This window comes from Streptomyces sp. NPDC020780, assembly GCF_044334475.1.
Taxonomy (GTDB): Bacteria; Actinomycetota; Actinomycetes; order Streptomycetales; family Streptomycetaceae; genus Streptomyces.
Genome location: NZ_JBIRTB010000002.1, coordinates 389,148 through 411,350, shown reverse-complemented (window position 1 = coordinate 411,350; position 22,203 = coordinate 389,148). Strand labels below are relative to the sequence as shown.

The following is a 22,203-nucleotide window of genomic DNA, read 5'->3' as shown; positions in this document are numbered from 1 at the left end:
AGGAGAAGGGACGGCAGCGATGCCCGAATTCGTCGGCGCGGTGGACCAGGGGACCACCAGCACGCGCTTCATGATCTTCGATCACGCCGGTAACGAGGTGGCCCGCCACCAACTGGAGCACAGCCAGATCCTTCCGAGGTCGGGATGGGTCGAACACGATCCCGTGGAGATCTGGGAACGCACCAACACGGTGATGCAGAACGCCGTCCGGGCCGGAGGCCTGCAGGCCTCGGACCTCAAGACGATCGGGATCACCAACCAGCGGGAGACCACGGTGGTCTGGGACCCGCGCAACGGCCGTCCGTACTACAACGCGATCGTCTGGCAGGACACCCGCACGGACAAGATCGCCGCGGCCCTGGAGCGTGACGGCCACGGGGACGTCATCCGGCACAAGGCGGGCCTGCCGCCCGCCACCTACTTCTCCGCAGGCAAGATCAAGTGGCTGCTGGAGAACGTCGACGGGCTCCGCCAGGCCGCCGAGGCGGGCCACGCGATCTTCGGCAACACGGACGCCTGGGTGCTGTGGAACCTCACCGGCGGACCGAACGGCGGCGTCCACGCCACCGACGTCACCAACGCCAGCCGCACGATGCTGATGAACCTGGAAACGCTGGACTGGGACGACGAACTGCTGGACATCTTCGGGATCCCGCGCTCGATGCTGCCCAGCATCCACCCGTCCTCGGACGCGGAGGCCTACGGAACCTGCCGCACCTCACGGCCGCTGAACGCCGCCGTCCCGATCACCGGCGTCCTCGGTGACCAGCACGCGGCCACGGTCGGCCAGGTCTGCTTCGCACCGGGCGAGGCCAAGAACACCTACGGCACCGGCAACTTCCTCGTGCTCAACACCGGTAACGAGCTGGTGCGTTCGCGCAACGGACTGCTGACCACCGTGGCGTACCAGTTCGCCGGCAGCCCGGCCGTCTACGCGCTGGAAGGCTCCATCGCCGTCACCGGCGCGGCCGTGCAGTGGCTGCGCGACCAGCTGAAGATCATCAGCACCGCTGCCGACAGCGAGCAGCTCGCCCGGTCGGTCGAGGACAACGGCGGGATGTACTTCGTGCCCGCCTTCTCCGGCCTGTTCGCACCGTACTGGCGCTCGGACGCACGAGGGGCGATGGTCGGCCTGGCCCGTTACAACACCAACGCGCACATCGCACGCGCCACCCTGGAGGCCATCTGCTACCAGAGCCGCGACGTGGTGGACGCGATGGAGCAGGACTCCGGAGTGCACCTCGACGTGCTCCGGGTCGACGGCGGCGTGACCGCCAACGACCTGTGCATGCAGATCCAGGCGGATGTGCTGGGCGTACCCGTCAGCCGTCCGGTGGTCGCCGAGACCACGGCGCTCGGCGCGGCCTACGCGGCCGGACTCTCCACCGGCTTCTGGCGCGACACCGACGAACTGCGCACCCACTGGCAGGAGTCCAGGCGCTGGGAACCGCAGTGGAGCGAGGAGCGGCGTCAGGAGGGGTACGCGGGCTGGAAGCGGGCCGTGGAGCGCACCCTGGACTGGGTGCGGACGGAGACCGGCTGAGAAGCCGCGCCGGGAGGCGCCCGCCGTCCTGCCGCGCCTGTACGGGTCCCGCCGCCCCGTACAGGCGCGGCGCTCATGCGTTACTCCGGCACCCGTACGTACGTGACGGCACAATGGGTGCATGCCGATACCCAGCCGAGCCGCCCTCGTGGAGCACCTCGTCCGTTCCCGTATCGCGGGCGACGTCGCCACGCCCCGCGACAACAACCTCTCCCACTACCGCAAGCTCGCCAACGGCGACCGCCACTACTGGCTGGGGCTCGAGCTCGGCGACCGGTGGCGGGACGAGCAGGACGTGCTGGCCGTGATGGCCGAGCGGTGCGGCGTCAGCGACGACCCGGAGCACCGGCAGGGGCAGGACACCATCGACCCGGAGTTGACCGTCGCCGCCCTGGACCGGATGGCGGCCCGGCTGCGCAAGGCCGCGGACGGCGGCCAGCGCGTGCTGTTCGCGACCGGGCACCCGGGCGGGTTGCTGGACGTGCACCGGCAGACGGCGGCCGCCCTGCGCGCCGCCGGGTGCGAGATCGTGCGCATTCCGGGCGGCCTCATGGCGGACGAGGGCATGGTCTTCCAGTTCGCGGACGTGGCCGTCCTGGAGCGCGGCGCGACCCTGTGGCACACGCACTCCCCGGCTCCGATGGCCGCCATTCTGGACGGGCTGGAGCGGGAGGGCCGACCGCAGCCCGACCTGGTCGTGGCGGACCACGGGTGGGCGGGGTGCGCCGGGCAGCGCGGGCTCGACTCCATCGGGTACGCGGACTCCAACGACCCGGCGCTGTTCCTGGGCGAGGCGGAGGGCACCCTCCAGGTCACCGTGCCGCTGGACGACCACGTCACGGACCCGCGCTTCTACGACCCGATGACCGACTACCTGCTGGACGCGGCCGGGCTGCTCCCGGCCGCGGACCTGGCGTAAGGCGCCGCCCTCCCGCAGGCGGGGGGCCGGCTCCGGGGCTTCGCCCGCCTGCCGGTTCCTACGCCGGGCGCAGCCGTACGGGCAGGGACCGGTGACCGTTGCTGATCAGCGAGGCCATGGGTTCCAGCTCCCCTTCGGCCACGGCGAGCTCGGCGTCCGGTCATCCGCCGGAGCGCGCCGCCGACCGCTGTGCGAGCCCCGGGGTCGGGTCCAGGTACACCCGCCGGATCGACGGGTACCTCTCGCGCAGCCGCTGTTCCGCCTCCTCGCAGGCCCACTCGATCTCCGCGGCGGTCGACGCGTCCCGGAAGTCGACCTTCGCCGCGACCAGCAGTTCCCTCGGGCCCTGGATCAGCGTGGTCAGCTCCAGTACCCCGACGACGTGGGGGACGGACAGCAGTTCCTCGCGCACCCCGGCCCGCATCTCGGCGGGGAGCGGGCGGCCGATGAGCAGCTGGGCGTTGGACCGGCAGAGCACATAGGCCACGTAGACCAGCAGGACGCCGATGAGGACGGAGGCGACGCCGTCCCAGACCCCGGAACCCGACAGCTGACCGCCGAGCAGGCCGCCGGCGGCCAGGAGGAGGCCGGCGAGGGCGGCGGAGTCCTCCATCACCACCGCCTTGACGGCCGTGTCCGAGGTCCGGCGCAGGTAGTGGGGGGCGGGCATCCGGAGGCGGGCCGCCTCGCCGCGGATCTGGCGGACCCCGGTGCGCAGCGAGAAACCCTCCAGCACGAAGGCGACCGCGAGCACGAGGTACGAGACGAGCGGATCGCCGAGCTCCTCACCCCGTGTGAGGGTGTGGATGCCGTCGTACAGGGAGAACACCGCGCCGCCGACGAAGGTCGCCACGGCGGCGAGCATCGCCCAGATGTACCGCTCGGGGCCGTAACCCAGCGGGTGATCCTCGTCGGCGGGCTTCCCGCTGCGCTTGAGCGCGGTGAGGAGCATGACCTCGGTGACGGTGTCGGCGACCGAGTGAGCGGCCTCGGAGAGCATGGCGCTGGAACCGCTGATCAGCCCCGCGACCAGCTTGGCCACGGCGATGCCGAGATTGGCCGCCGCCGCGACGACGACGGTGACCGTGGACTCGCCGCCGGACTCCCCGTCATGGCTCTTCTCGTCGCTCATGGGGGCGAGTATGTCCGAACGGGCGCCGTTCAGTCCCTCGGGACGCGGACCACACCCTCCTGGATCACGGTGATGGCGAGCTGCCCGTCGGCCGTGTAGATCCGGGCCTGGCCGAGGCCGCGCCCGCCGGACGCCGACGGCGACTCCTGGTCGTACAGCAGCCACTCGTCCGCCCGGAAGGGCCGGTGGAACCACATCGCGTGGTCGAGGCTGGCACCCACCACGTCGCCCACGGCCCAGCCGCCGCGCCCGTGGGCGAGGAGCACCGAGTCGAGCAGTGTCATGTCGGAGACGTACGTCGCCATGCAGACGTGCAGCAGCGGGTCGTCGGCCAGCTTGCCCTGGGTGCGGAACCAGACCTGCGACCGCGGGTCCCGCGGCTCGCCGACGCTGGCGAACGGCGGGGCGTCCACGTACCGCAGGTCGACGGCCGCACGTGCCTCGATCAGGCGGTCCACGACCGACGGGTCGCTGAAGCGGCCGGCGTACCGGGGGAGCATCTGCTCGGCCGTGGGGAGCGTCTCGGGGTCCGGGGAGGGTGGCATCGGAGCCTGGTGGTCCATGCCGTCCTCGTGCACCTGGAAGGAGGCGGAGAGGTGGAAGATCGGCTTGCCGTGCTGGACGGCGACGACCCGGCGGGTGGTGAAGGACCGCCCGTCGCGGATCCGGTCGACGCTGTAGACGATGGGCGCACCGGGGTCCCCGGCGCGCAGGAAGTACGCGTGCAGGGAGTGGGTGGCCCGGTCCGGTGCGACCGTACGGCCCGCCGCGACCAGGGCCTGGGCGGCGACCTGGCCGCCGAACACCCGGGGCACGACCGCCGAACGGCTCGTGCCCCGGAAGATGTCCTGCTCGATCCGCTCGAGGTCGAGCAGATCGAGCAGGGAGTCGAGTGCCGATCTCATGGAGAGAAGGTAACCGCTCTACAGACCCATGGACTTGGCGATGATCGACTTCATGACCTCGCTGGTGCCGCCGTAGATGCGGTTGACCCGGTTGTCCGTGTACAGGCGGGCGATCGGGTACTCGTTCATGAAGCCGTACCCGCCGTGCAGCTGGAGGCAGCGGTCGATCACGCGGTGCGCGACCTCGGTGCAGAACAGCTTCGCGGACGCGGCCTCGGCGGCGGTGAGCTCGCCGGCGTCGTGGGCGTCCATGGCCCGGTCGACGACGGCCTCGGCCGCGTCCACCTCGGCCTTGCAGGCGGCCAGTTCGAACTTGGTGTTCTGGAACGAGGCGACCGTCTTGCCGAAGACGGTGCGGTCCTGCGTGTACTGCTGGGCGAACCGCACGGCGGCGGCGGCCTGGGCGTACGCGCCGACGGCGATGCCGAGACGCTCCTGCGGGAGGTTCTGGCCGAGGTAGGAGAAGCCCTTGTTCTCCTCGCCGAGCAGGTCCTCGACGGGCACCTTGACGTCCACGAAGGCCAGTTCGGCGGTGTCGGAGACCTTCAGGCCCAGCTTGTCGAGCTTGCGGCCGACCGAGTAGCCCTCGGACTTGGTGTCCACGACGAGGAGCGAGATCCCATGCCGGCGGTCGTCGGCCCTGGGGGCGTCGGTGCGGGCGCAGACGATGACCTTGTCCGCGTGCACACCACCGGTGATGAAGGTCTTGGCGCCGTTGAGGACGTAGTGCGTGCCGTCCTCGGAGAGCTTGGCGGTCGTCTTCATGCCGGCCAGGTCCGAACCGGTGCCCGGCTCGGTCATGGCTATCGCGTACATCGTCTTCCCGCTGACGAAGTCCGGGAGCCAGCGCTTCTTCTGCTCCTCGGTGGCGTACGACTTGATGTACGGCAGGCAGAGCAGGACGTGCACCCCGGAACCGCCGAAGGAGACGCCCGCGCGTGCGGTCTCCTCGTACAGGATGGCCTCGAACTTGAAGGACTCCTCGCCCGCGCCGCCGTACTCCTCGGGCACCTCGATGCCGAAGATGCCCAGCTCGGCGAGCTTGTAGTAGAAGTCGCGAGGAGCCTGGCCGGCCGCGAACCACTCGTCGTAGACGGGGACGACCTCGGCCTCGATGAAGGCGCGGATGGTCTCCCGGAACGCCTCGTGGTCCTCGTTGTACACCGTACGGCGCACGGGGTGCCTCCTCGGTCGGCTTCAGCTGCGGCTTCGGTCAGGATGGCTAAGCGCTTGCTCAGTCCTGGTCAGAAGTTACCCGGCAGTCACGGTGGCTGTCCAGGGTGATGCTGAGCACGCCCGCCGCCCGTCCCCGCCTCCGGGCCGTACGGGAACGACCGGCGGGGGCCCGGCCGCGCCGCACGCGCCGACCGGGCTGACCGCAGAAGAACTCGGCGCTCTAAAAGCCGAGTTCGAGGAGGGTGGTGGTGAGATCGGGGCGGTCGCGCGAGGGGACCTGCGAGGTGCTGTCCGGGGGCGCGGGCCGCCGCACCCCCGGACAGGGAGGTGAGGGCTGGTTCCTGACCCTCACCGGTGATTCGGAGCCGGCCCGCCCCCGGATGGGTCGTGTGTCAGGAAAGTGGCGGAGAGTGCCGAGGTGGAGCGCTGTGTCACTCCGATGGCGGCGGGCGACGGGCGGGCGCACTGTGGAACGAGGGTCGGTGAGAAACGGGCCGGCCTGTCGTACCAACCCTCTGTGAGGCAGTCATGGCTGATATGGACGGGAACACGGAAAAGACCGGACGCGGCACGACCACCATCGCCGACAACGTCGTCGCCACCATCGCGGGCATCGCCATCCGGGACACGGACGGCGTGCACGCGGTGGGCACAGGGGCGTCGAAGGCATTGGGAGCCGTCACCGGCCGGGTGTCCGGGTCCTCCGTGGCAGGGCGCTCCGTCAAGGTGGAAGTGGGCGAGAAGCAGGCGGCGGTCGATGTCGCCATCAAGGTGGAGTACGGCGTGCCGATCCACGAACTCGCCGACCGGGTCAGGAGCAACGTGACGGACGCGGTCGAGAGCATGACCGGTCTGGAAGTCGTGGAGATCAACATCAACGTCTTCGACGTCCACATCCCGGGCGACGACAGCGACGAGGACGAGGGCGGCCGGTCGTCCGCCCGCGTGCAGTGAGCCCGCGCCGGGTCCGAGCCCCGGCGCCGGCCACCTGCCCCCAGGACGTGGCGGGTTCCCCGGCTACTGGGGCTTGAAGGAGCGGATCTGGTAGTTCCCCTGGAGGTTGCCGCCCTGCCCGGCGAGCGTGGAACCGACGCGCGAGTTGAAGTTGGTCTGCGTGTAGTACTGCACCCGGTGCTCGGTCTTGTTCCACACCGACAGGACGTTCCGTCCCTCGCGGATGAAGGAGCAGTTGTCCGCGGTGTTCCGCATCTCGCGGGCCGTCCACTGGCAGCGGGTCCCCTCGCCGTTCCAGCCGGCGAACGCGCAGAAGTAGCCGTGTGTGCACCGGGTGAACGCGGCGGCCGGAACGGCATGCCCGGTCTGTCCGACGGCCGGGCGAGCGTCGGCGTCGGTGGTCGACACGGGGCCCGTGCCCAGCCCGAAGGCCAGGACGATCGCAGTGGCGGCAAGTGCGGTGATGCGGTTCATGGTGAGACCTCTCGCTGATCCTGTCGGCGGGCTGTGCCCGTGGCAGAAGCAGCGTGGCACCACGATGACCTGCGCAGACAGGTCCGAACGGGGGGCGCGCGAGGTCAGTGCGACGGTGGGGACGCGCCTGTGCGCACCGGCGTGGAGCCGGCCTCCGCCGACGGAGGGCTGCTCCGTCACCGGGGAGCTGCGCGCGGTCCGGTCGGTGGTCTGGCCGTCACCGTGAGCGGTGCCTCCTGAGTGCGGTGCGACGACGGGCCCGTCCCGATCGCGAACTCGCCGGGCTCCACGGCCCAGTGCCCGGTGAGGGTGAACGAGGCGAGTGTCCGGGCGTCCACCGCGAAGGTGACCTCGGTGCTCCCGCCGGGCGCCAGTTCCACCTGCGCGAAACCGCGCAGCTCGCGCACCCGTGGCCACGAGGTCCCGCCGAGCACCCGGCGCACGTAGAGCTGGACCGTCTCCCGCACCGGACGCCCACCGGTGTTGGCGACGCGGACCACACAGCTCACCGGCGCCGGTCCGTCGAACCGGTCCACCGCCAGGGACGACCGGGACAGCCGGGGTGCGCCGTACTCGACCGTCGTGCAGGACAGCCCGTGACCGAAAGGATGACGGGCCGTGGCGGGCTGGTCGACGTAGCCCCGGTAGCCGTGGTCCTTCCCGTTGTAGAAGACGGGCAGCTGGGCCGCCGAGCGGGGTACGGACACGGGCAGCCGCCCCTGCGGCTGGGCCGCGCCGAACAGCACGTCCGCGACCGCCCTCCCGCCCCACGGACCCGGATACCAGGCACTCAGTACCGCGGCCGCCGAGCCGGAGAGGTCGGGCAGCGCGTGGGGGCGGCCCTGGACGAGCACCACGACCACCGGAGTCCCGGTCGCGGCGACGGCGTCCAGCAACGCCGACTGCGCCGGGGGCAGGCCGAGTTCGGCGAGGTCGACGCCCTCGCCGCAGGTCATCTCCACCGGATTGCCGGAGGTGACGACGGCTGCCCCGTTGGCGTCGAAACGGGTTCCGGACTCGCGTGCGCTCGATCCGCCGAGGACCAGCACGGCCACATCGGCGGCGCCGGCGAGCGCCACCGCCTCGGGCAGATCCGACAGATCCCCGCCCACGAGGCCGCAGCCCTCGGCGTACACGACGTCGGTCCCCTCCGGCGCGGCGGCCCGGATGCCGGCGAGCACGCTGCTGCCCGTCCCGGGCCGTTGCGGGGCGGTGTAGTCGCCGATCTGCTGCGGAACGGAATCGGCGTTCGGCCCGATGACCGCTACGGTCCCGATCCGCCGGCCCGCGAGCGGCAGCGTCACCGCGTCGTGTTCGAGGAGGGTGACGGACTCGCGGGCGATGCGCTCGCTCAGCCGCTCCAGGCGGGCGCGGTCCGGACCCCGCCCGGCGGCCCGCCCCGCGGTGTACGGGTGCTCGAAGAGGCCGAGGCGGAACTTCAGCGCGAGGACGCGGCCCACCGCGGTGTCGAGCGCGGACTCCTCGACGAGACCCCGCCGGACCGCCTCCCCCAGCCGGGGGTAGCAGTCGTCCCACAGGCTCACATCGGTCCCCGCGCGCAGCGCCAGCGCACCGGCCGCAACCGGGTCACCCGCCATCCGCACCAGGCGGTCGACCGCGAGCCCGTCGGCCATCACCAGGCCGTCGTAGCCCCACTGTTCCCGGAGGATCCCGGTCAGCAGACGGTGGTTCGCCGCGCACGGCACGCCGTCGAGCTCGTTGTACGCCGCCATCAGACCCGCAGCTCCGGCCCGTACACCCGCCAGTGCCGCCACGAGGTGGATCTCGTGCAGTTCCCTCGCGCCCAGCTCGGTGGCCGCGCTGTTGCGGCCTCCGACCGTGGCCCCCTGCCCGGCGAAGTGCTTGAGGACTACGGCCGCGCGGTCCGGCCCGATGCGCTCCCCGGCCGGACCCTGCACACCGCGTACGAGTGCCTCGGTGAACCGCGCCGCGAGATACGGGTCCTCGCCGAAGCATTCCTCCGCGCGACCCCAGCGCGGATCCCGCACCAGGTCGAGCGCCGAGACCAGCGCGACATGGCCCCCACGGGCCCGGAGCTCGGCGGCCGCGAGGGCGGCCGCCTCCTCGTACAGCTCCGGGTTCCAGGTGGCGCCGACCGCCAGATTCACCGGCAGCACGGTTCCGTCCAGCGCCTGCAGCCCGTGCGGCATCTCCTCGACCAGCAGGACGGGAATGCCGAGCCGGGTGTTCCCGACGACGTGCCGCTGCACGGCGTCGGAGACCCGCGCCCCGTCCGCCGCGCCGATACCCGTCTCCGGCGTCACGCCGGACCACGGGTCGGCGCGCTGGAGCCCGTACAGCGCGCCCATCCCGTCGTAGGCCGCCACCTCCGCCCGGAACGCGTCCGTCAGCCGATGGCCGGACGGGGTGCGCTCGTACGCGTCCCAGCCGTACATCCGCTGGTTGACCTGGCCCACCTTCTCGGTGAGCGTCATCCGTGACAGCAGATCGCGGACCCGGTCGGCGACGGGCACCTCGGGGTCGCGGAACAGTGGCTCGGACATGGGGCGGCTCACCTCGGGAGGTCGGGAGGGCAGGGCGGTCAGCGCAGTTCCAGTACGCGCACCCCGTACGGGGGGAGGGTCACGTCCCGCACCGGCTCCGCGCCGGTCAGCTCGCGCAGTTCCCCGTCCGCCGCCGGGCACACGGTCAGCTCCTCGCCGGACTGGCTCACCAGCCACACGAAACGCGTCCCGTCCTCGCGGACCAGCGTGTCAGCGCTGACGTACGGGGTGTCGACGGTCACCGGCCGTGCGGCGCCCGCCAGTTCGGCCAGGGCCGCGTACAGCCGGTGCGTCTGCTCCGGATTGGCGCGGGCGGTGCGCGCCGCCATGTGCTCCAGCGGATACGTCGCCAGGACCGTGCGGCCCTCGCCCGCCCGGTGACACAGCAGTGCCGGGCGGCCGTGCGCGTCGGTGGCCACGACCCGTGCGCCGTCCGGGACGACGGGCAGGTAGGCGCGGCTGTCCTCGTTGCCCGCGACCGGGAAGGTGAGCACCTCGCCCGCCGCTATCGACCCGAAGTCCTCGGCGAACGTCATCTCCAGGACGTCGTCCTCGATCGGCTCCGCGACCCCGTAGGAGAGCTGGAGCTCCACCCCGAACAACCCGTCGAGGTCGTGGAACCACGGGCCACGGGTCGTCGGGTACTCGCCCGAGCAGAAGGACAGATAGACCGTCGCCCCTTCCCGCGCCCGGCGCTCCAGGGCGCGGCGGGTGCGGGTGGTCAGCTGGCGGGTCGAGGGCAGCAGGTACAGCGAGGCGTCCTCCGGCAGCCCGTCCGCCTCCCGGGCGAACGCCACCGGCAGGTCCGCGCCGCGCGCCGCCACGTAACCCTGGTGCAACGAGGTGAAGATCAGCGGGCGGTCGGCGGGCCTGCTGTAGGGGTAGCCCCGCTCCAGGAACGCCGGCACGACCAGGGCCGCGTCCGCGTCGGTACGCCGGCAGCGCGGGAAGTCGACCTGTTCCAGGACTTTCGCGAAGGCGGCCAGTTCGCGCAGCGGCTCCTTGGGGCGGCCGGCGCCGTCGGTGATCCCGAAGTGCATCTCGAAGGGGTGGTGGTCGTACGGCGACCGGTCCCACAGGTCGTCGTAGTCCGTGTTGTTCCAGGCCATCCAGCCGGTCGCCCCGCCCAGCAGCGAGTTGTGCAGGGTCTGCCGGTAGAAGATCCCGGCGTTCGCGGCCGAGACCGTGTCGGTGGAGAGCCCGAACTCCTCCAGGACGACCGGCTGCCCCGTCACAGCGGCCAGCTCGCACTCGAACGCGGCCCGGTAGTGCTGGCGCGGCCGGTCCGTGTCCGAGCGGTAGACGTGCGGCCCAACGAAGTCGACGTATTCCGCGGTCTCCCGCAGCGAGAAACCGTTGTCGCGTCCGGTCACCTCGATGCCCCAGGCGCCGTCGCCGAGCGACACCGGCTGGGTGCCGCCCGCCGCGCGCACGGCGTCGCACATGAACTGCGCCCAGGCGGTGACGACATCGCTGGACGGAGGGTCGACCTGGTAGATCCGCCCGTAACCGGGCATCTCGTTCGTGATCAGCCAGCCCGTGACCGCCGGATGGTCCTTGAAGCGCCGGGTCATCTGGGAGACGAACCACGCCTGCCGGCCGACGAGCCACACGTCCTCGTAGAGGTCCCGGTCGCCGCGCCAGGCCGGGTCCCAGTTCTCGCCCGACATGTGGCCGACGATGAAGGTGGGTACGGTGCCCATCCCCGCCTCGTGATGGGCGTCCAGGAAGTCGCGGAACCGGTCGCAGAGTTCCTCGTCGATCCGTCCCGGCTCGGGGTGGAAGTCGGGCCAGTAGAAGAACGACCTCGTCATGTTCAGACCGTGCTCCCTGAGCACGGCCAGCTCCTCGCGCACCGTCCGCGGCTCGTAGTTCCGCCACATCAGCGGACCGCCGGTGCGGGACCAGAAGTTGGCCCCCAGCCACGGGAGGACGGCGGAGTCGTGGGTGAGCTGGGCGCTGTGGCGTCGCATGGTTCTACAGGTCCTCTTCGGTGTGCGGGGGGTGCCGTGGTGATGCGGTTCAGGCCGGGGACGGCAGGGGGCCGGTCGATTCGCGTACGACCAGACGGGGGCGGCCGTCGAGCACGGGCGGAGGTACGTCCTCGCCGCAGCCGACGAGCAGGGTGCGGGCGGCCGCCGCGCCGACGCGCTGCACCTGCTGGTCGACGGTGGTGAGCCGGGGGTGGATCCAGCGGCCGAGCGAGAGGTTGTCGTACCCGACCACCGACAGGTCGCCGGGCACCCGCAGACCGGTGCGCTGTGCCGTGCCGATGGCGCAGACGGCCATGGAGTCGTTCGGGAACACGAGGGCCGTCGGCCGGTCGGGCAGGGAGAGCAGCTCCTCGGTCACCTCTACGGCCGCCTCCTCCGTGAAGTCGCTGTGCCGTACGGCGACGGGGCGCAGACCCGCCTCGGCCAGGCTCTCCTCGAAGGCCTGCAACCGCAGCCGGGTGTGCAGCAGTTCGGCCGGCCCCGCGACGTAGGCCACGCGCCGGTGGCCCAGCTCCAGCAGATGGCCGACCGCCTCCCGTATGCCGGCCCCCTGCTGTCCGAGGCCCACCCGGGGCACCGGCGATGCGGTGTCGGGGGCACCCAGCAGCACGGCGGGCAGCCCGAGGCCGCGCAGCAGCTCCGGACGCGGGTCGTCGGCGCGGGCGTCGGTCAGCACGGCGCCGTCTATGCGGCCCTCGGCGGCCAGGCGTTCGTACAACGCGTTCTCTTGCGCCATGTCGGCGACCAGGTGGAGCAGCAGGCCGTAGCCCCGCGGGGCGAGTTCGCCCTCCAGACCGGTGATCAGCTCGCTGAAGTGCGGGTCGGAGCCCAGCACATCGGTGGGCCGCCGGACGACGAGCGCGATCGTACGGGTCCTGGCCCGGCGCAAGGCGGTCGCGGAGGCGCTGGGGGACCAGCCGAGCTCTGCCGCCGCGTCCAGGACCCGGCGGCGGGTGGCCTCCGAGATCCGGCCGGTGCCGTTGACGGCCTGGGAGACCGCCGCGGTCGACACCCCCGCGGCGGCGGCCACGGCCTTGATCGTGGGGCGCGCGGGGGCACGCCCTTCGGGACGCTTGTTCACCAGGTAACTCCGGGCGTGCTCCGGACGTGGGGCCGAGTAGTGATCGCACCCAAGCAGTTTGAGGCGGGGGAATGGCTGTCAGGGCGACTCGCCGTCAGCCTGCGCGCCGGCACGCTCGCCCTCAAGGCGGTAAATGATCTCGGAGTTGAGTGACCGATGGGCAGTCTTGGCTTGGGCGACCAGCCACGCGTGGAGGTCGGCAGGGAGGCGGAGCGTGATGCGGGATTCATGATCCATGACCTCACAGTAGTGCTAGAGTGACACTATGACGACACTGGATGGAGGGGCCGTCGCGCTCGCCCGGTACACCTACCGTCTCCGTGTGTCGTCCACCGCCCTCGTCGGCATCGAAGCGGAATGGGCTCGCTGCCGGTGGGTGTGGAACGAGTGCGTGGCCACGTCCCGCAAAGTCCACACCCGCAGTAGGGCGGCAGGTGGGAGGGCGACGTGCGGTCCAGCCGCGCTCGACAAGATGCTGACCGAGGCTCGCCGCGCTATGGCCTGGCTGCGTGAGGGTAGTTCGGTTCCACAGCAGCAGATGATCCGGGACTTCGCGAAGTCCCGCGCGAAAGCCCTGAAGGACATCAAGGCCAGGCTGCCCGAGCGGCAGCGCGCCGGGTTGCCCCGCGCCAAGCGGAAGCGTGAGGCATTGCCGTCGTTGAACTACACACAGCGCGGCTTCCGGCTGAAGGACGGGCGCCTGCACCTCGCAGGGAACATCGTCCTGACCGTGGTGTGGTCCCGTGACCTTCCTTCCGTGCCCACATCTGTGCGCGTGTACCGCGACAGCCTCGGCCACTGGTACGCGAGCTTCGTAGTGGAGACGCGCACTCAGGCGCTGCCTGCCACAGGCCGCATAATCGGCATTGATTGGGGCGTGAGGGAGATCGCGACCACCACCAGCGACGCCCATGACCTGTCCCACCCGCAGCACGGGAATGTCTCTGCTGCGAAGCTTGCCGGTTACCAAAAAATGATGGCTCGCCGCCGATCTCCGAAGAATCAGCCCGCTACCGGCGGGTATCGAGAGGCTCGCAAAGCGGCGGCGAAGGTGTGCAAGAAGATTGCCCGGCAGCGTCAGGACACAGGCCGCAAGTGGGCCAAGAACGTCGTGCGCAGTTTTGACGTGGTCGCTGCAGAAGATTTTCGGCCGAAATTCCTTGCCCAGACGACCATGGCTCGCAAGGCCGCCGACGCCGCCATCAGCGCTACGAAAGCCGCTCTGGTCGAGATGGGGCGTAAGCACGGGCGCATCGTGCATTTGGTAAACCCCGCGCACACCACCATGGACTGCGCGCGATGCGGAGCGAGAGCCAAGCACGCACTTCCCCTTTCCGAACGAACGTATGCATGTGCCGCGTGTGGTTGGGTGTCCCCGAGGGACAAGAACTCCGCCCGCGTGATGCTTGCCCGGGCTGGTCTCAACCCGGCTGGTGTTGATCTTGTAAGCCCTGCCGCCTGCTAGGCGTGAGGCAAAGTGAGCTTGGAATCCCTCTTCTTCCGGAGGGGGAGGAGTCAAATCTTCACCGCTCCGCTGACGAGTGCCTGCTGCATCCGCTTCTGGAGCACGGTGTAGACCACCCAGACCGGGATCAGGGTCAGCACCGTGCCCGCCGTAAGGATGCCGTAGTCCGTACCCGTCAGGGACTTGAGCGTGGGCAGGGCGACCTGCACCGTCCGCAGGTCCGGGTCGGGGCCGATGATGACGAGCGAGTAGAGGTACTCGTTCCAGAAGGTCAGGAAGTTCAGCAGCAGGATCGTCGCGATGCCCGGCATGCACATCGGTGTGTAGACGTGCCGCAGGACGGCGAAGGTGGACGCCCCGTCCATGCGCGCCGCCTCCTCCATCTCGCGTGGGATGGTCCGCATGAACTGCACGAGGATGACGACGGACAGCGGCATCGCCGTCGCCGGCAGGAACAGCACCATGAATGCCCGGGTGTGGAACAACCCGGTGGCGGCCGCGAGCAGGAACGTCGGGAAGAGCGCGGCGAACGTGGGGACCAGGAAGCCCAGCGAGAACACCCGCTCCACCAGGGCCCCGAGACGTCCCTCGGTCCGGGCGATGGCGAAGGCCGCCGGTATGGCGAGCGCCAGGGTGAGGGCCAGCGCCAGCGCCGTCACGAGCAACGAGTTGAGGACGGCCGGCCCGAGGTGCGCGGAGGAGAACGACTCGGTGAAGTTGGTGGTGGAGAGAGAGGTAGGCAGGGAGAACGGGCTCCCGAAGATCTGGTCGTTCGTCTTGAAGGCCGAGACCAGCAGGTAGTAGAGGGGGACGACCAGCAGCACCATGTACAGCCAGGCGAAGATGTGCGCCGGCAGCCAGGACCTTCCGAACTTCATGGGACCTGCTCCGATCAGTAGTTCTGGCGGAAGACGCGACGGATGGTGAGCAGACCGGCCAGGCCCACGAGGAAGAGGACCACTCCGACGGTCTGGCTGTAGCCGAGGTCGGCCGCGATGAACGCCTTCTGGTAGACGAGGAAGGACAGCGTCGTCGACGAGCTTCCCGGGCCGCCCTGGGTGAGCAGCAGGACGTTCTGCGCGGAGCCGAACAGCGTCCAGAGGAACTGGAGCATCGTCACGACACCGACGAAGTCCCGTATGACGGGGAAGTGGATGCGCCACATGGCACGCCAGTGACCGGCGCCGTCGAGCTGCGCGGCCTCACCGATCTCGTCCGGAACGCTGCCCAGCCGGGCCGCGAACAGCACGGCGGTGAACCCGACGCCGCTCCACACGTCGAGGACGATGAGGGAGGCGAGCGCGGTGGAGGGCGAGGCGAGCCAGGCGTCGGTCATCGAGCCGAGACCGAGTGTGTCCAGGGCGCCGTTGAGTAGGCCGTCCGGTGAGAGGACCGCGTAGAACACCATCGCCTTGGCGGGGGTCGAGATCAGCCCGGGGATGAAGAGCAGGTAGCGCAGCACGCGGTGCCCCGGAGGCTTCTGCGCCACGTAGTAGCCGAGCATGTACGCGCCGATGATCATCAACGGCAGGGCCACGACGAGCTGTACGGCGGTGTTGCGCACCGCGTCCAGGAACACCGGGTCGTCGAGTACGGCGCTGACGTTGCCGGTGCCGGCGAAGGTGACCGGCTGGAGCATGCCCGGCCAGTGCAGGGCCGCGATGACGAAGATGGCGACCAGCGGGCCGACCATGAAGACCAGGTACCAGACCAGCGCGGGCACCGCGAGGACGACCCCGCCCTGCGTACGGCGCTTCGTGGTGGTGGCGGTGGAGGGCTGCGGGGCGGCCGGTCCGCGGACCGGGGCGCCGCCCGGGGCGGACGAGAGCATCGTCATGGGAGGACTCGCAAAGGCTCGGGCGCGCGGATTCAGGCCGTGCGGTAGGCGGATTCCAGGGCGGAGCGCACGGAGGCCGCGCTCGTGCCCCGCGTGAAGGCGGTGCTGGTCGCGGTGATCAGCGGCTGAGTCGCGGTGGGCGGGACATAGAGGTCGGGCAGGAGTACCTGGCCGACCCGGTCGCCGAGCCGCTGGGCCTCGGCCACCAGCGGGAAGTCCTTGCTGACCGTGTCGGTCACCAGCGCCATGTCCCGGCCGCTCTCGGTGATGAAGCGCGACACGATGTCGGGCCGGTACATGAAGCGGAGGAACTTTTCGACCGAGGACAGCTTCTTCACGCCGTTGGGGCTGATCCAGAAGCCGATGAGGGTGTACGAGCGCAGGATGGTCGGCTTCTCGTGCGCGGCGCCCGGCGCCAGCGGCCAGCCGCCGACCTCGGTGTGCCCGGCCGTCTCGGCGGGGACCTTCGCCAGCGCGGAGGACATCGCGGACTGGATGGCCGCCGCTTCCGTGTTGTACTGCGTGGTCATCGTGTCGGAAGTCAGCCCCTGCGCCTTGTCGGCGAAGACACCGGCGTCCCGTAGCGACACGAAGTAGTCGATGCCCGCGCGGGCGCCCCGGCTGCCGCTGAAGTCCCCGGTCGTGTAGACCTGCCGGGCCTCTTCCGGGGTGAGGAAGGTCTGGATGATCTGGGCGAGCAGCTTCTGTCCCGTCCAGTCGTTGCCACCGACGGTCACCGGTGCGATGCCCTTCGCCCGCAGCTTCCGCGCGGCGCCGATGAGCTGGTCCCCGGTGGTGGGCACGGCGTCGACGCCGGCGCGGTCGAGCAGGTGGGTGTTGAAGGCGACGGGCCAGTTGGTGGCGAAGTAGGGGAAGGCGCGGAGCCTGCCCTTCCCGTCGGTCCACTCGGTGAGTGCGGCGGGCAGGACACGCTCGCGAAGGCCCCAGTCGTCGAGGTAGTCCGTCACGTCGACGGTGGCGCCGACGTCGGTCCAGGCGAGCGTCTTGTCGTACAGGTTGACCATGACGACGTCCGGCTCCTTACGGGCCAGCCGCGAGGTCTCGTACACCTGGGGGAGGTCGTCGCCGTTGACGAGGTTCTTCACCCGGAGTCCCGGGGTCTCCTTCTCGAAGGCCTTGACGGCGGCGGTGTACGTGGGCGAGCCCGGCGCGGTCGTGCCGAGCTGGGTGTGGACGACGAGCGTGCCCGGGTCGGAATCGGCCGAGGCGAGCGTGGAGCAGCCGGACATTGCGGGCAGCGCGGTAGCGGCGGCGAGGCCGGAACCAGCGGCAAGGAAACCGCGCCGACTCAGGGGTGAGCGCACAGCGGGATGTCTCCAACCAGGACGTTGACCAGAGTGGTTAATCGATGTACCAGCGGGTTGCGAGAAACCTAGGGGCGGGGGGAGGAATGGTCAACCCCCGGTTGCGCATGCTGGAAGAGCCGACATTTCGGGCCGTGTGTCATGCGGAGGGAAGCGATCGGTCGTCGTTCCACTCCACGCCGTAGGGGGCGCGGCGATCGACCGCCGCCCCTATGCTCCGTACATGCGTGCGAGATGGGTGGGGGCTGCCTTCGCGGCTGGCCTGATGCTCTGGTTCGGCTGGGGCCTGGCGGGATTGGAGACCCTGGGGTGCGCGCCGCATCCCAAGGGCGGCTGTGGCGTACCGGAAGGCGGTGGGAAGTACTTCACGGCGTTCATGGCCGCGCCCTGGCCACTGGGCATCATGGCCAGGGCTTTCGGGCGCTACCGCACGGACTGGCGCCCGGCTCTGGGGTACTCGGTCGGAGCGGTGGCCGGGGCGGTGGTCGCGCTGACCATGGGCACCTCGGTCGGACACTGGATCGTGGCGTGCGCCCTCGTCTCGGCCGGTGCCGTGATTCCGTGGGCTGCGCGGCGCCACACCGACAGGGCGCGCGAGGCGCGGCGCCTGGAGCGCGAGCGTCGCATGCGCGAGGAACGGCTGGCGCGCTCCCGGGCGCGCAGGGCCGAGCGCCGCCGTGAACGGAGCAGGCGGCGGCGCGAGGAGACAGCGGTACGTGACGTGACGTGAGGGCGCGGGCGGGGCGCGCCGTCGGTGAGCCGCTGTGACGTTCGGCGTCCCCTCGATCAGGATCTCGCACATACCCTGCATGCCCGTGACCCTGGCCGGGGCGGGGTGCGGGGCTCAGGCGGCGAAACGACCGGCCTTTACGGCGGCGACGAACGAAGACCAGCCTGCGGCCGGTATCAGCAGGGCCGGTCCGTGAGGCGACTTGGAGTCGCGGACGGGGACGCCGGAGGGGTGGCCGTCCAGGACCTCTACGCAGCTGCCGCCTTCGCTGTTGCTGTAGGAGGACTTACGCCAACCGATCTGCTCGAAGGAATTCTGGACGATTCGGTCAGTCATTGGCTTCCGTAATCCTTCGCTGTAGTCCTCAGCAGGTCCAGCGACTCCTTCAGCGGCAGAGCGTCGCTCAGGGCGAGAGCGTAGCGGCTCTGCAACTCCTGTACTACGGAGGGGGAATCATGCACCCGTCCCATACGCAAGCCCTCGCTGTATGCCACAGGAGGCTGATCCTCGAAGGTCATCAGGGTGAGCATGCCGTCCATCAGGGGGTGGAATCCCAGGGTGAACGGCATCACGTGAACGCGCACACGCCCCGCCTGCACCAACTCGACCAGATGCAGGATCTGCTGTGCCATGACGTCCGGCCCGCCCACCGACCTGCGCAGTACGGCTTCGTCGAGTAGCACCCACACTGCGGGATTCAGCGGGTTGTCGAGCACTCCTGCCCGCTCGAGACGTGTGACAACGAGCCTGTCACATTCCTCTTCACCTACAGGAGGGAAGGACATGCCGAGGATCGCACGCGCGTACCTTTCCGTCTGGAGGATGCCTGGAATGTATGACAGCGCGAACTCGGAGATCGTCACAGCCTGTTGTTCGAGGAGTCGAGCCGCTTCGAAGTAGTCGGCGACCGCCGCATCATCGTCCGGCAGGAAGCTACTCAGCACATTCCCCGTGTTCAGGGCCTTGTCCAGCCGTCGCGCGTCCTCCTTCGACGGGATGCGGCGGCCCGCCTCGATGTGCGCGATGTGCGAACGGGTCATGACCGCCGCGTCGGCCAACTCCTGCTGGGTCAGCCCTGCGGCTACGCGCTGTTCCTTGAACCAGTCCCCATAGCTATTACTCAACGTCAGCTCCCGTGTGACGAAGCATCTGTCACCAAAGACCCCCTGGCGAGCCTAGTCCCGCCGGTCCCACTCTGTGAGCAGATCGCTACTCAGCGACAGACGGCCAGGTGTCGGCCCCAGGGCACGACCTTGCCGTCGCCCTTCCAAGCCACGGAGTTGACGACGTGCTGCACTGCGCCATCCGCATCCTCGAGACGTTGCTGCGTCTCCTTCAACCGGTCTCGTCGCTCCCGGAGGAGCTCCGGGTGACCCCTCCTCCCGAGCGCTTGTCGTCCGAGTCGTTGCCGGGGCGGTCGTCGCTATGGCTCGCGATGTACGGCATCGACACCAGGCCCTGTCCGAGCTGCGGCACGGTGGCAGCCGTATGACCGGTCGGATCCCCGACGCGGCACGACTGCTCCCGTGGGCCGGCCCGGAGGGCAAGCCCTGCTATGTCCTCGGCGACGGGACGGGGTACCTCTCCCGGATCGCGGACGACATCGAGAGCGTCCAGCTCGACATGGCTACCGAACTGCTCGGCCACGCTGCCGACATGCTCGACGACCGGCAGGTGACCCCACCACAACTGCGGTACGTCGTGGCCCGCATGGCCGAGTCGCTGGGTGACGTCCACCGGATCGCCCGGAGCCGAGGCGAACGCCTCGCGGCTCTGCGTGCCGGCCCCGAGGACTGAGCGGCCGACGGCTCTCAGGCGTCGAGCACCGCTGCGACCGCTTCGATCTCCACGAGTTGGTCGGTGTACCCGAGGACCGTGACGCCCAGCAGTGTGCTCGGGGCGTCATGGTCGCCGAAGCCGGCCCGGACCACGTCCCAGGCGGTCACCAGGTCCTCCTGCCGCGAGGACGCGACGAGCACCCGCGTACTGATGACATCCTCCAGCGAGGCGCCCGCGTCGGCGAGGGCGGTGCGCATGTTCCCGAACGCCTTCGCCGCCTGGCCCGCGTAGTCGCCCACCGCCGCCGTGGAACCGTCCTCGTTCAACGGGCACGCCCCGGCGAGGAAGACCAGCCGGGCGTCGGCGGGGGCGGTGGCGGCGTAGGCGTACTCGGCCACGTCGGAGAGGGTGGTGGAGCGGATGAGTGTGACGGCGCGGGGCATGGCATCCAAGTCCTGGCGAGTGGGCGGGCGTTCCCCTGTCTAGCAGACTCCCGCCGGGGCGGCCTTCCCATTTCTCTCCGCGCGGGCGGTGCTTCCCACCGGACGATCCGGTGCATCGCTTGGTGTGATGTCCTTAGAGCCCGACGTCGGGGAGACTGTCATGCAGTGCCCCGACTGGATGCGACAGGCAGAGGCGCGACCGGGGCGCGGCATCAACCGCCTCCGCTCCTGAAGCGCGCGGGGATCGCCTCGGCACCCCTCCTCGGATCGCGGAGAGCGGCGCGAGCATCTGCGCGTGATGGATCTCAGGGCCGGGTGGCCCCGGCCGGCGGGAAGCCGCAGACTTCCATGTGCACGACCGGGTTCAGCTGTCCCGTCGGCCTATCCGCCTGGTGAAGCGCCGTATCCCTCTTCGGGTGGGCGCGAGAGGCGGGTCAGCGGGGGCGACCTGGACCTGAGCCGCGGGCAGGGCCGGTGCGGGGGCGGGTGCCGGGGTTTGCGCGTACGGGCTGCCGTGTTCGATCCGGCTCCGGACGGCCTGGGCCATGGCGTGGTGGGACGGTTCCCGCAGCAAGCCCGCCGCGGACAACCTCTGCCACATGTGCACTAGTTCCTGTCCCCTGGCCGCCACCTGGGCCTCGTCACGGAGCCGTTGCCACGCCGCGGTGGCACGGGCCACCTCGGGCACGGCCCGGTGCAGATCACTGCTGCACCGTATGCGCGCGACGGTCAGCGCGAGGCCGACGGAGGTGGTGTAGTCGCCGCGGCGATAGGCGATGTACGCCTCGATCGCCCTGGCCTCCAGTGACATCTCGTCCTCCGCGCCCCGGCGCAGCGTCAGGTGCTCTCGCAGGGCGCCGGCGAGGACGAACGCGGCGTGCAGTTCCTCGCGCTGCGCGTGCTGGATGATCCGTTCGACGCGGGCGAGCGGAGGAAACGCTCTCTCCTCGGCGGTGGTCCGCTCGTGGCCCGGCGGGAGGTCCTCCTCCTCGGCGATGGTCCGGCTGGAGCCGTCGGGGTACACCCGAAGCCGCGCCACCTGCCGCACGCTGCGGTCGATGACGGTCGCCGCCACCGGAGTCCCCAGGGTGCGGGCGAACATGGCTATCGCGTCGAGGATCGCCTCGTTGGGCGGGCGTGTGCCGCCCATCGCCAGCAGGTGGCCGTTGACCACCGTCGACCCGTCCTCCGCCACGTAGGCGTCGAGACGAACGAGTGGCTGTGCGCTGAGGGCGGGGAGATTTCCCTTGTCAGGGGGCGTCAGTGAGTGAGGCATCCGCTCAGACTCCGGGCCGGACTACGTCTAGGGCGGGTGCGGAGGCAGCTGGTGCAGCGGTGTGTCCGGGCTGTGGAACGTGGACCATATGTTCGCCTCCGAGGTGCATGCCCACGTGCGTGGCGTCATCCTAATAGATGATCAGGTTGCGGGGCCGGGCGGATGCCAGGCCGGTCCGGGCGGCACCGCACAGCACGCGTCCGACCGGGCACATCCCTGCCTTTGACGACGTACGTCATCGGGTTGACAAAGCGGCTCACCTTGTCTGCCGCGGGCAGGGCTTTGCGGCGAAACGGCCTTACGCCGGCAGCGATCGCGCCGCCGAGGTAAGGCGTGACAAGGCCCCCCGCGCGGCACGGTTCCTGCCATGGACGGGTAGCGCACAGGAAGAAGGTCGATGACAGGACAACAAGCCTGGTCACCGGACTGACCGAGGGGGCGGCACCAAGGCCCTGCGTGCTCACGGGCGGAGCCACCTGGCCGAGCTGCCACCCCAAGTCCGAGAAAGAGCTGAACGCGGGGAAGTCGGCGGAGACCTGTACGGCGCCGCTGATCACCAGAGGTGAGAGGTGGGCGCAGTTGAACTTGCCAGCGCTTCAGCGGTGACACCACTGGAGTGCCCGCTCGGGAACTAGCCCTAGGCAG

At 70.3% G+C, this 22,203-nt stretch carries 22 protein-coding genes; 6 read left to right on the top strand and 16 right to left on the bottom strand.

Translation table 11 applies throughout. From position 1 onward, the window contains the following. Positions 1–19 precede the first annotated feature (19 nt). On the top strand, positions 20–1,543 hold the full coding sequence (glpK, locus tag ACH4VO_RS05140) for a glycerol kinase GlpK (RefSeq protein WP_360987681.1): 1,524 nt from the start codon (positions 20–22) through the stop codon (positions 1,541–1,543). A 121-nt stretch (positions 1,544–1,664) separates the two neighbouring features. Then, on the top strand, positions 1,665–2,462 hold the full coding sequence (locus ACH4VO_RS05135; protein WP_360987683.1) for a phosphatase: 798 nt from the start codon (positions 1,665–1,667) through the stop codon (positions 2,460–2,462). A 160-nt stretch (positions 2,463–2,622) separates the two neighbouring features. Here ACH4VO_RS05135 and ACH4VO_RS05130 read toward each other — a convergent pair whose 3' ends face one another. From ACH4VO_RS05130 to ACH4VO_RS05120, 3 genes are read right to left on the bottom strand one after another with little or no spacing between them, the layout of a single operon-like run. Further along, positions 2,623–3,594 carry a cation diffusion facilitator family transporter gene (locus ACH4VO_RS05130; protein ID WP_360987685.1) on the bottom strand — a complete coding sequence of 324 codons (972 nt, stop codon included), beginning with the start codon at positions 3,592–3,594 and terminating at the stop codon, positions 2,623–2,625. A 29-nt stretch (positions 3,595–3,623) separates the two neighbouring features. Beyond that, positions 3,624–4,499 carry an acyl-CoA thioesterase II gene (locus ACH4VO_RS05125; protein WP_360987687.1) on the bottom strand — a complete coding sequence of 292 codons (876 nt, stop codon included), beginning with the start codon at positions 4,497–4,499 and terminating at the stop codon, positions 3,624–3,626. Positions 4,500–4,517: 18 nt separating this feature from the next. Beyond that, positions 4,518–5,675, bottom strand: coding sequence for an acyl-CoA dehydrogenase family protein (locus tag ACH4VO_RS05120; protein ID WP_360987689.1), 1,158 nt, complete (start codon positions 5,673–5,675; stop codon positions 4,518–4,520). A 528-nt stretch (positions 5,676–6,203) separates the two neighbouring features. Here ACH4VO_RS05120 and ACH4VO_RS05115 point away from each other — a divergent pair. Then, positions 6,204–6,629, top strand: a complete 426-nt coding sequence (locus tag ACH4VO_RS05115; RefSeq protein WP_360987691.1) for an Asp23/Gls24 family envelope stress response protein — start codon at positions 6,204–6,206, stop codon at positions 6,627–6,629. 63 nt (positions 6,630–6,692) lie between these two features. On the opposite strand, the gene ACH4VO_RS05110 is transcribed toward ACH4VO_RS05115, so the two are convergent. The 5 genes from ACH4VO_RS05110 to ACH4VO_RS05090 form a co-directional block, all read right to left on the bottom strand. Next, a complete protein-coding gene (locus ACH4VO_RS05110; RefSeq protein WP_360987692.1) occupies positions 6,693–7,103 on the bottom strand; it encodes a peptidase inhibitor family I36 protein in 411 nt (136 codons plus the stop codon). A gap of 176 nt (positions 7,104–7,279) precedes the next feature. Next, positions 7,280–9,628 (bottom strand): glycoside hydrolase family 3 N-terminal domain-containing protein, encoded by a 2,349-nt coding sequence (locus ACH4VO_RS05105; protein ID WP_360987694.1) that lies wholly within the window; start codon positions 9,626–9,628, stop codon positions 7,280–7,282. Between the two features lie 38 nt (positions 9,629–9,666). Further along, entirely contained in the window at positions 9,667–11,601 is a 1,935-nt protein-coding gene (locus ACH4VO_RS05100; RefSeq protein WP_360987696.1) for a cellulase family glycosylhydrolase, read from the bottom strand. 49 nt (positions 11,602–11,650) lie between these two features. Continuing rightward, positions 11,651–12,703: a LacI family DNA-binding transcriptional regulator gene (locus tag ACH4VO_RS05095; protein WP_360987698.1), complete on the bottom strand. Its 1,053-nt coding sequence runs from the start codon at positions 12,701–12,703 to the stop codon at positions 11,651–11,653. A gap of 78 nt (positions 12,704–12,781) precedes the next feature. Then, complete coding sequence (locus ACH4VO_RS05090; protein ID WP_360987700.1) at positions 12,782–12,940, bottom strand: Arc family DNA-binding protein; 159 nt, start codon at positions 12,938–12,940, stop codon at positions 12,782–12,784. 28 nt (positions 12,941–12,968) lie between these two features. On the opposite strand from ACH4VO_RS05090, the gene ACH4VO_RS05085 reads away from it, so the two are divergent. Beyond that, positions 12,969–14,168, top strand: coding sequence for a transposase (locus ACH4VO_RS05085; RefSeq protein WP_360987702.1), 1,200 nt, complete (start codon positions 12,969–12,971; stop codon positions 14,166–14,168). Between the two features lie 50 nt (positions 14,169–14,218). On the opposite strand, the gene ACH4VO_RS05080 is transcribed toward ACH4VO_RS05085, so the two are convergent. Genes ACH4VO_RS05080 through ACH4VO_RS05070 form a run of 3 tightly spaced genes read right to left on the bottom strand, consistent with a single transcriptional unit; the run spans position 14,219 to position 17,330 of the window. Continuing rightward, on the bottom strand, positions 14,219–15,046 hold the full coding sequence (locus ACH4VO_RS05080; protein WP_360987704.1) for a carbohydrate ABC transporter permease: 828 nt from the start codon (positions 15,044–15,046) through the stop codon (positions 14,219–14,221). A 14-nt stretch (positions 15,047–15,060) separates the two neighbouring features. Next, positions 15,061–16,005 (bottom strand): sugar ABC transporter permease, encoded by a 945-nt coding sequence (locus tag ACH4VO_RS05075; protein ID WP_360987706.1) that lies wholly within the window; start codon positions 16,003–16,005, stop codon positions 15,061–15,063. Between the two features lie 32 nt (positions 16,006–16,037). Then, a complete protein-coding gene (locus ACH4VO_RS05070) occupies positions 16,038–17,330 on the bottom strand; it encodes an ABC transporter substrate-binding protein (protein WP_360987708.1) in 1,293 nt (430 codons plus the stop codon). A 223-nt stretch (positions 17,331–17,553) separates the two neighbouring features. Here ACH4VO_RS05070 and ACH4VO_RS05065 point away from each other — a divergent pair, with 223 nt between their 5' ends. Continuing rightward, positions 17,554–18,060 carry a hypothetical protein gene (locus ACH4VO_RS05065; RefSeq protein WP_360987711.1) on the top strand — a complete coding sequence of 169 codons (507 nt, stop codon included), beginning with the start codon at positions 17,554–17,556 and terminating at the stop codon, positions 18,058–18,060. Positions 18,061–18,174: 114 nt separating this feature from the next. Here ACH4VO_RS05065 and ACH4VO_RS05060 read toward each other — a convergent pair whose 3' ends face one another. The 3 genes from ACH4VO_RS05060 to ACH4VO_RS05050 form a co-directional block, all read right to left on the bottom strand. After that, a complete protein-coding gene (locus ACH4VO_RS05060) occupies positions 18,175–18,396 on the bottom strand; it encodes a DUF397 domain-containing protein (RefSeq protein ID WP_360987713.1) in 222 nt (73 codons plus the stop codon). Further along, positions 18,393–19,184, bottom strand: coding sequence for a helix-turn-helix transcriptional regulator (locus tag ACH4VO_RS05055; protein ID WP_360987715.1), 792 nt, complete (start codon positions 19,182–19,184; stop codon positions 18,393–18,395). The genes ACH4VO_RS05060 and ACH4VO_RS05055 overlap by 4 nt, the downstream gene beginning before the upstream one ends. Positions 19,185–19,395: 211 nt before the next feature. Then, a complete protein-coding gene (locus tag ACH4VO_RS05050) occupies positions 19,396–19,536 on the bottom strand; it encodes a hypothetical protein (protein ID WP_360987717.1) in 141 nt (46 codons plus the stop codon). Positions 19,537–19,548: 12 nt separating this feature from the next. Between ACH4VO_RS05050 and ACH4VO_RS05045 the strand changes: the two genes are divergently transcribed. Next, complete coding sequence (locus ACH4VO_RS05045; RefSeq protein WP_360987719.1) at positions 19,549–19,857, top strand: hypothetical protein; 309 nt, start codon at positions 19,549–19,551, stop codon at positions 19,855–19,857. Between the two features lie 14 nt (positions 19,858–19,871). On the opposite strand, the gene ACH4VO_RS05040 is transcribed toward ACH4VO_RS05045, so the two are convergent. Together ACH4VO_RS05040 and ACH4VO_RS05035 are read right to left on the bottom strand one after the other, a co-directional pair. Beyond that, entirely contained in the window at positions 19,872–20,282 is a 411-nt protein-coding gene (locus ACH4VO_RS05040) for a Rid family hydrolase (protein WP_360987721.1), read from the bottom strand. A gap of 364 nt (positions 20,283–20,646) precedes the next feature. Beyond that, on the bottom strand, positions 20,647–21,558 hold the full coding sequence (locus ACH4VO_RS05035) for a hypothetical protein (RefSeq protein ID WP_360987723.1): 912 nt from the start codon (positions 21,556–21,558) through the stop codon (positions 20,647–20,649). Between the last annotated feature and the right edge of the window lie 645 nt (positions 21,559–22,203).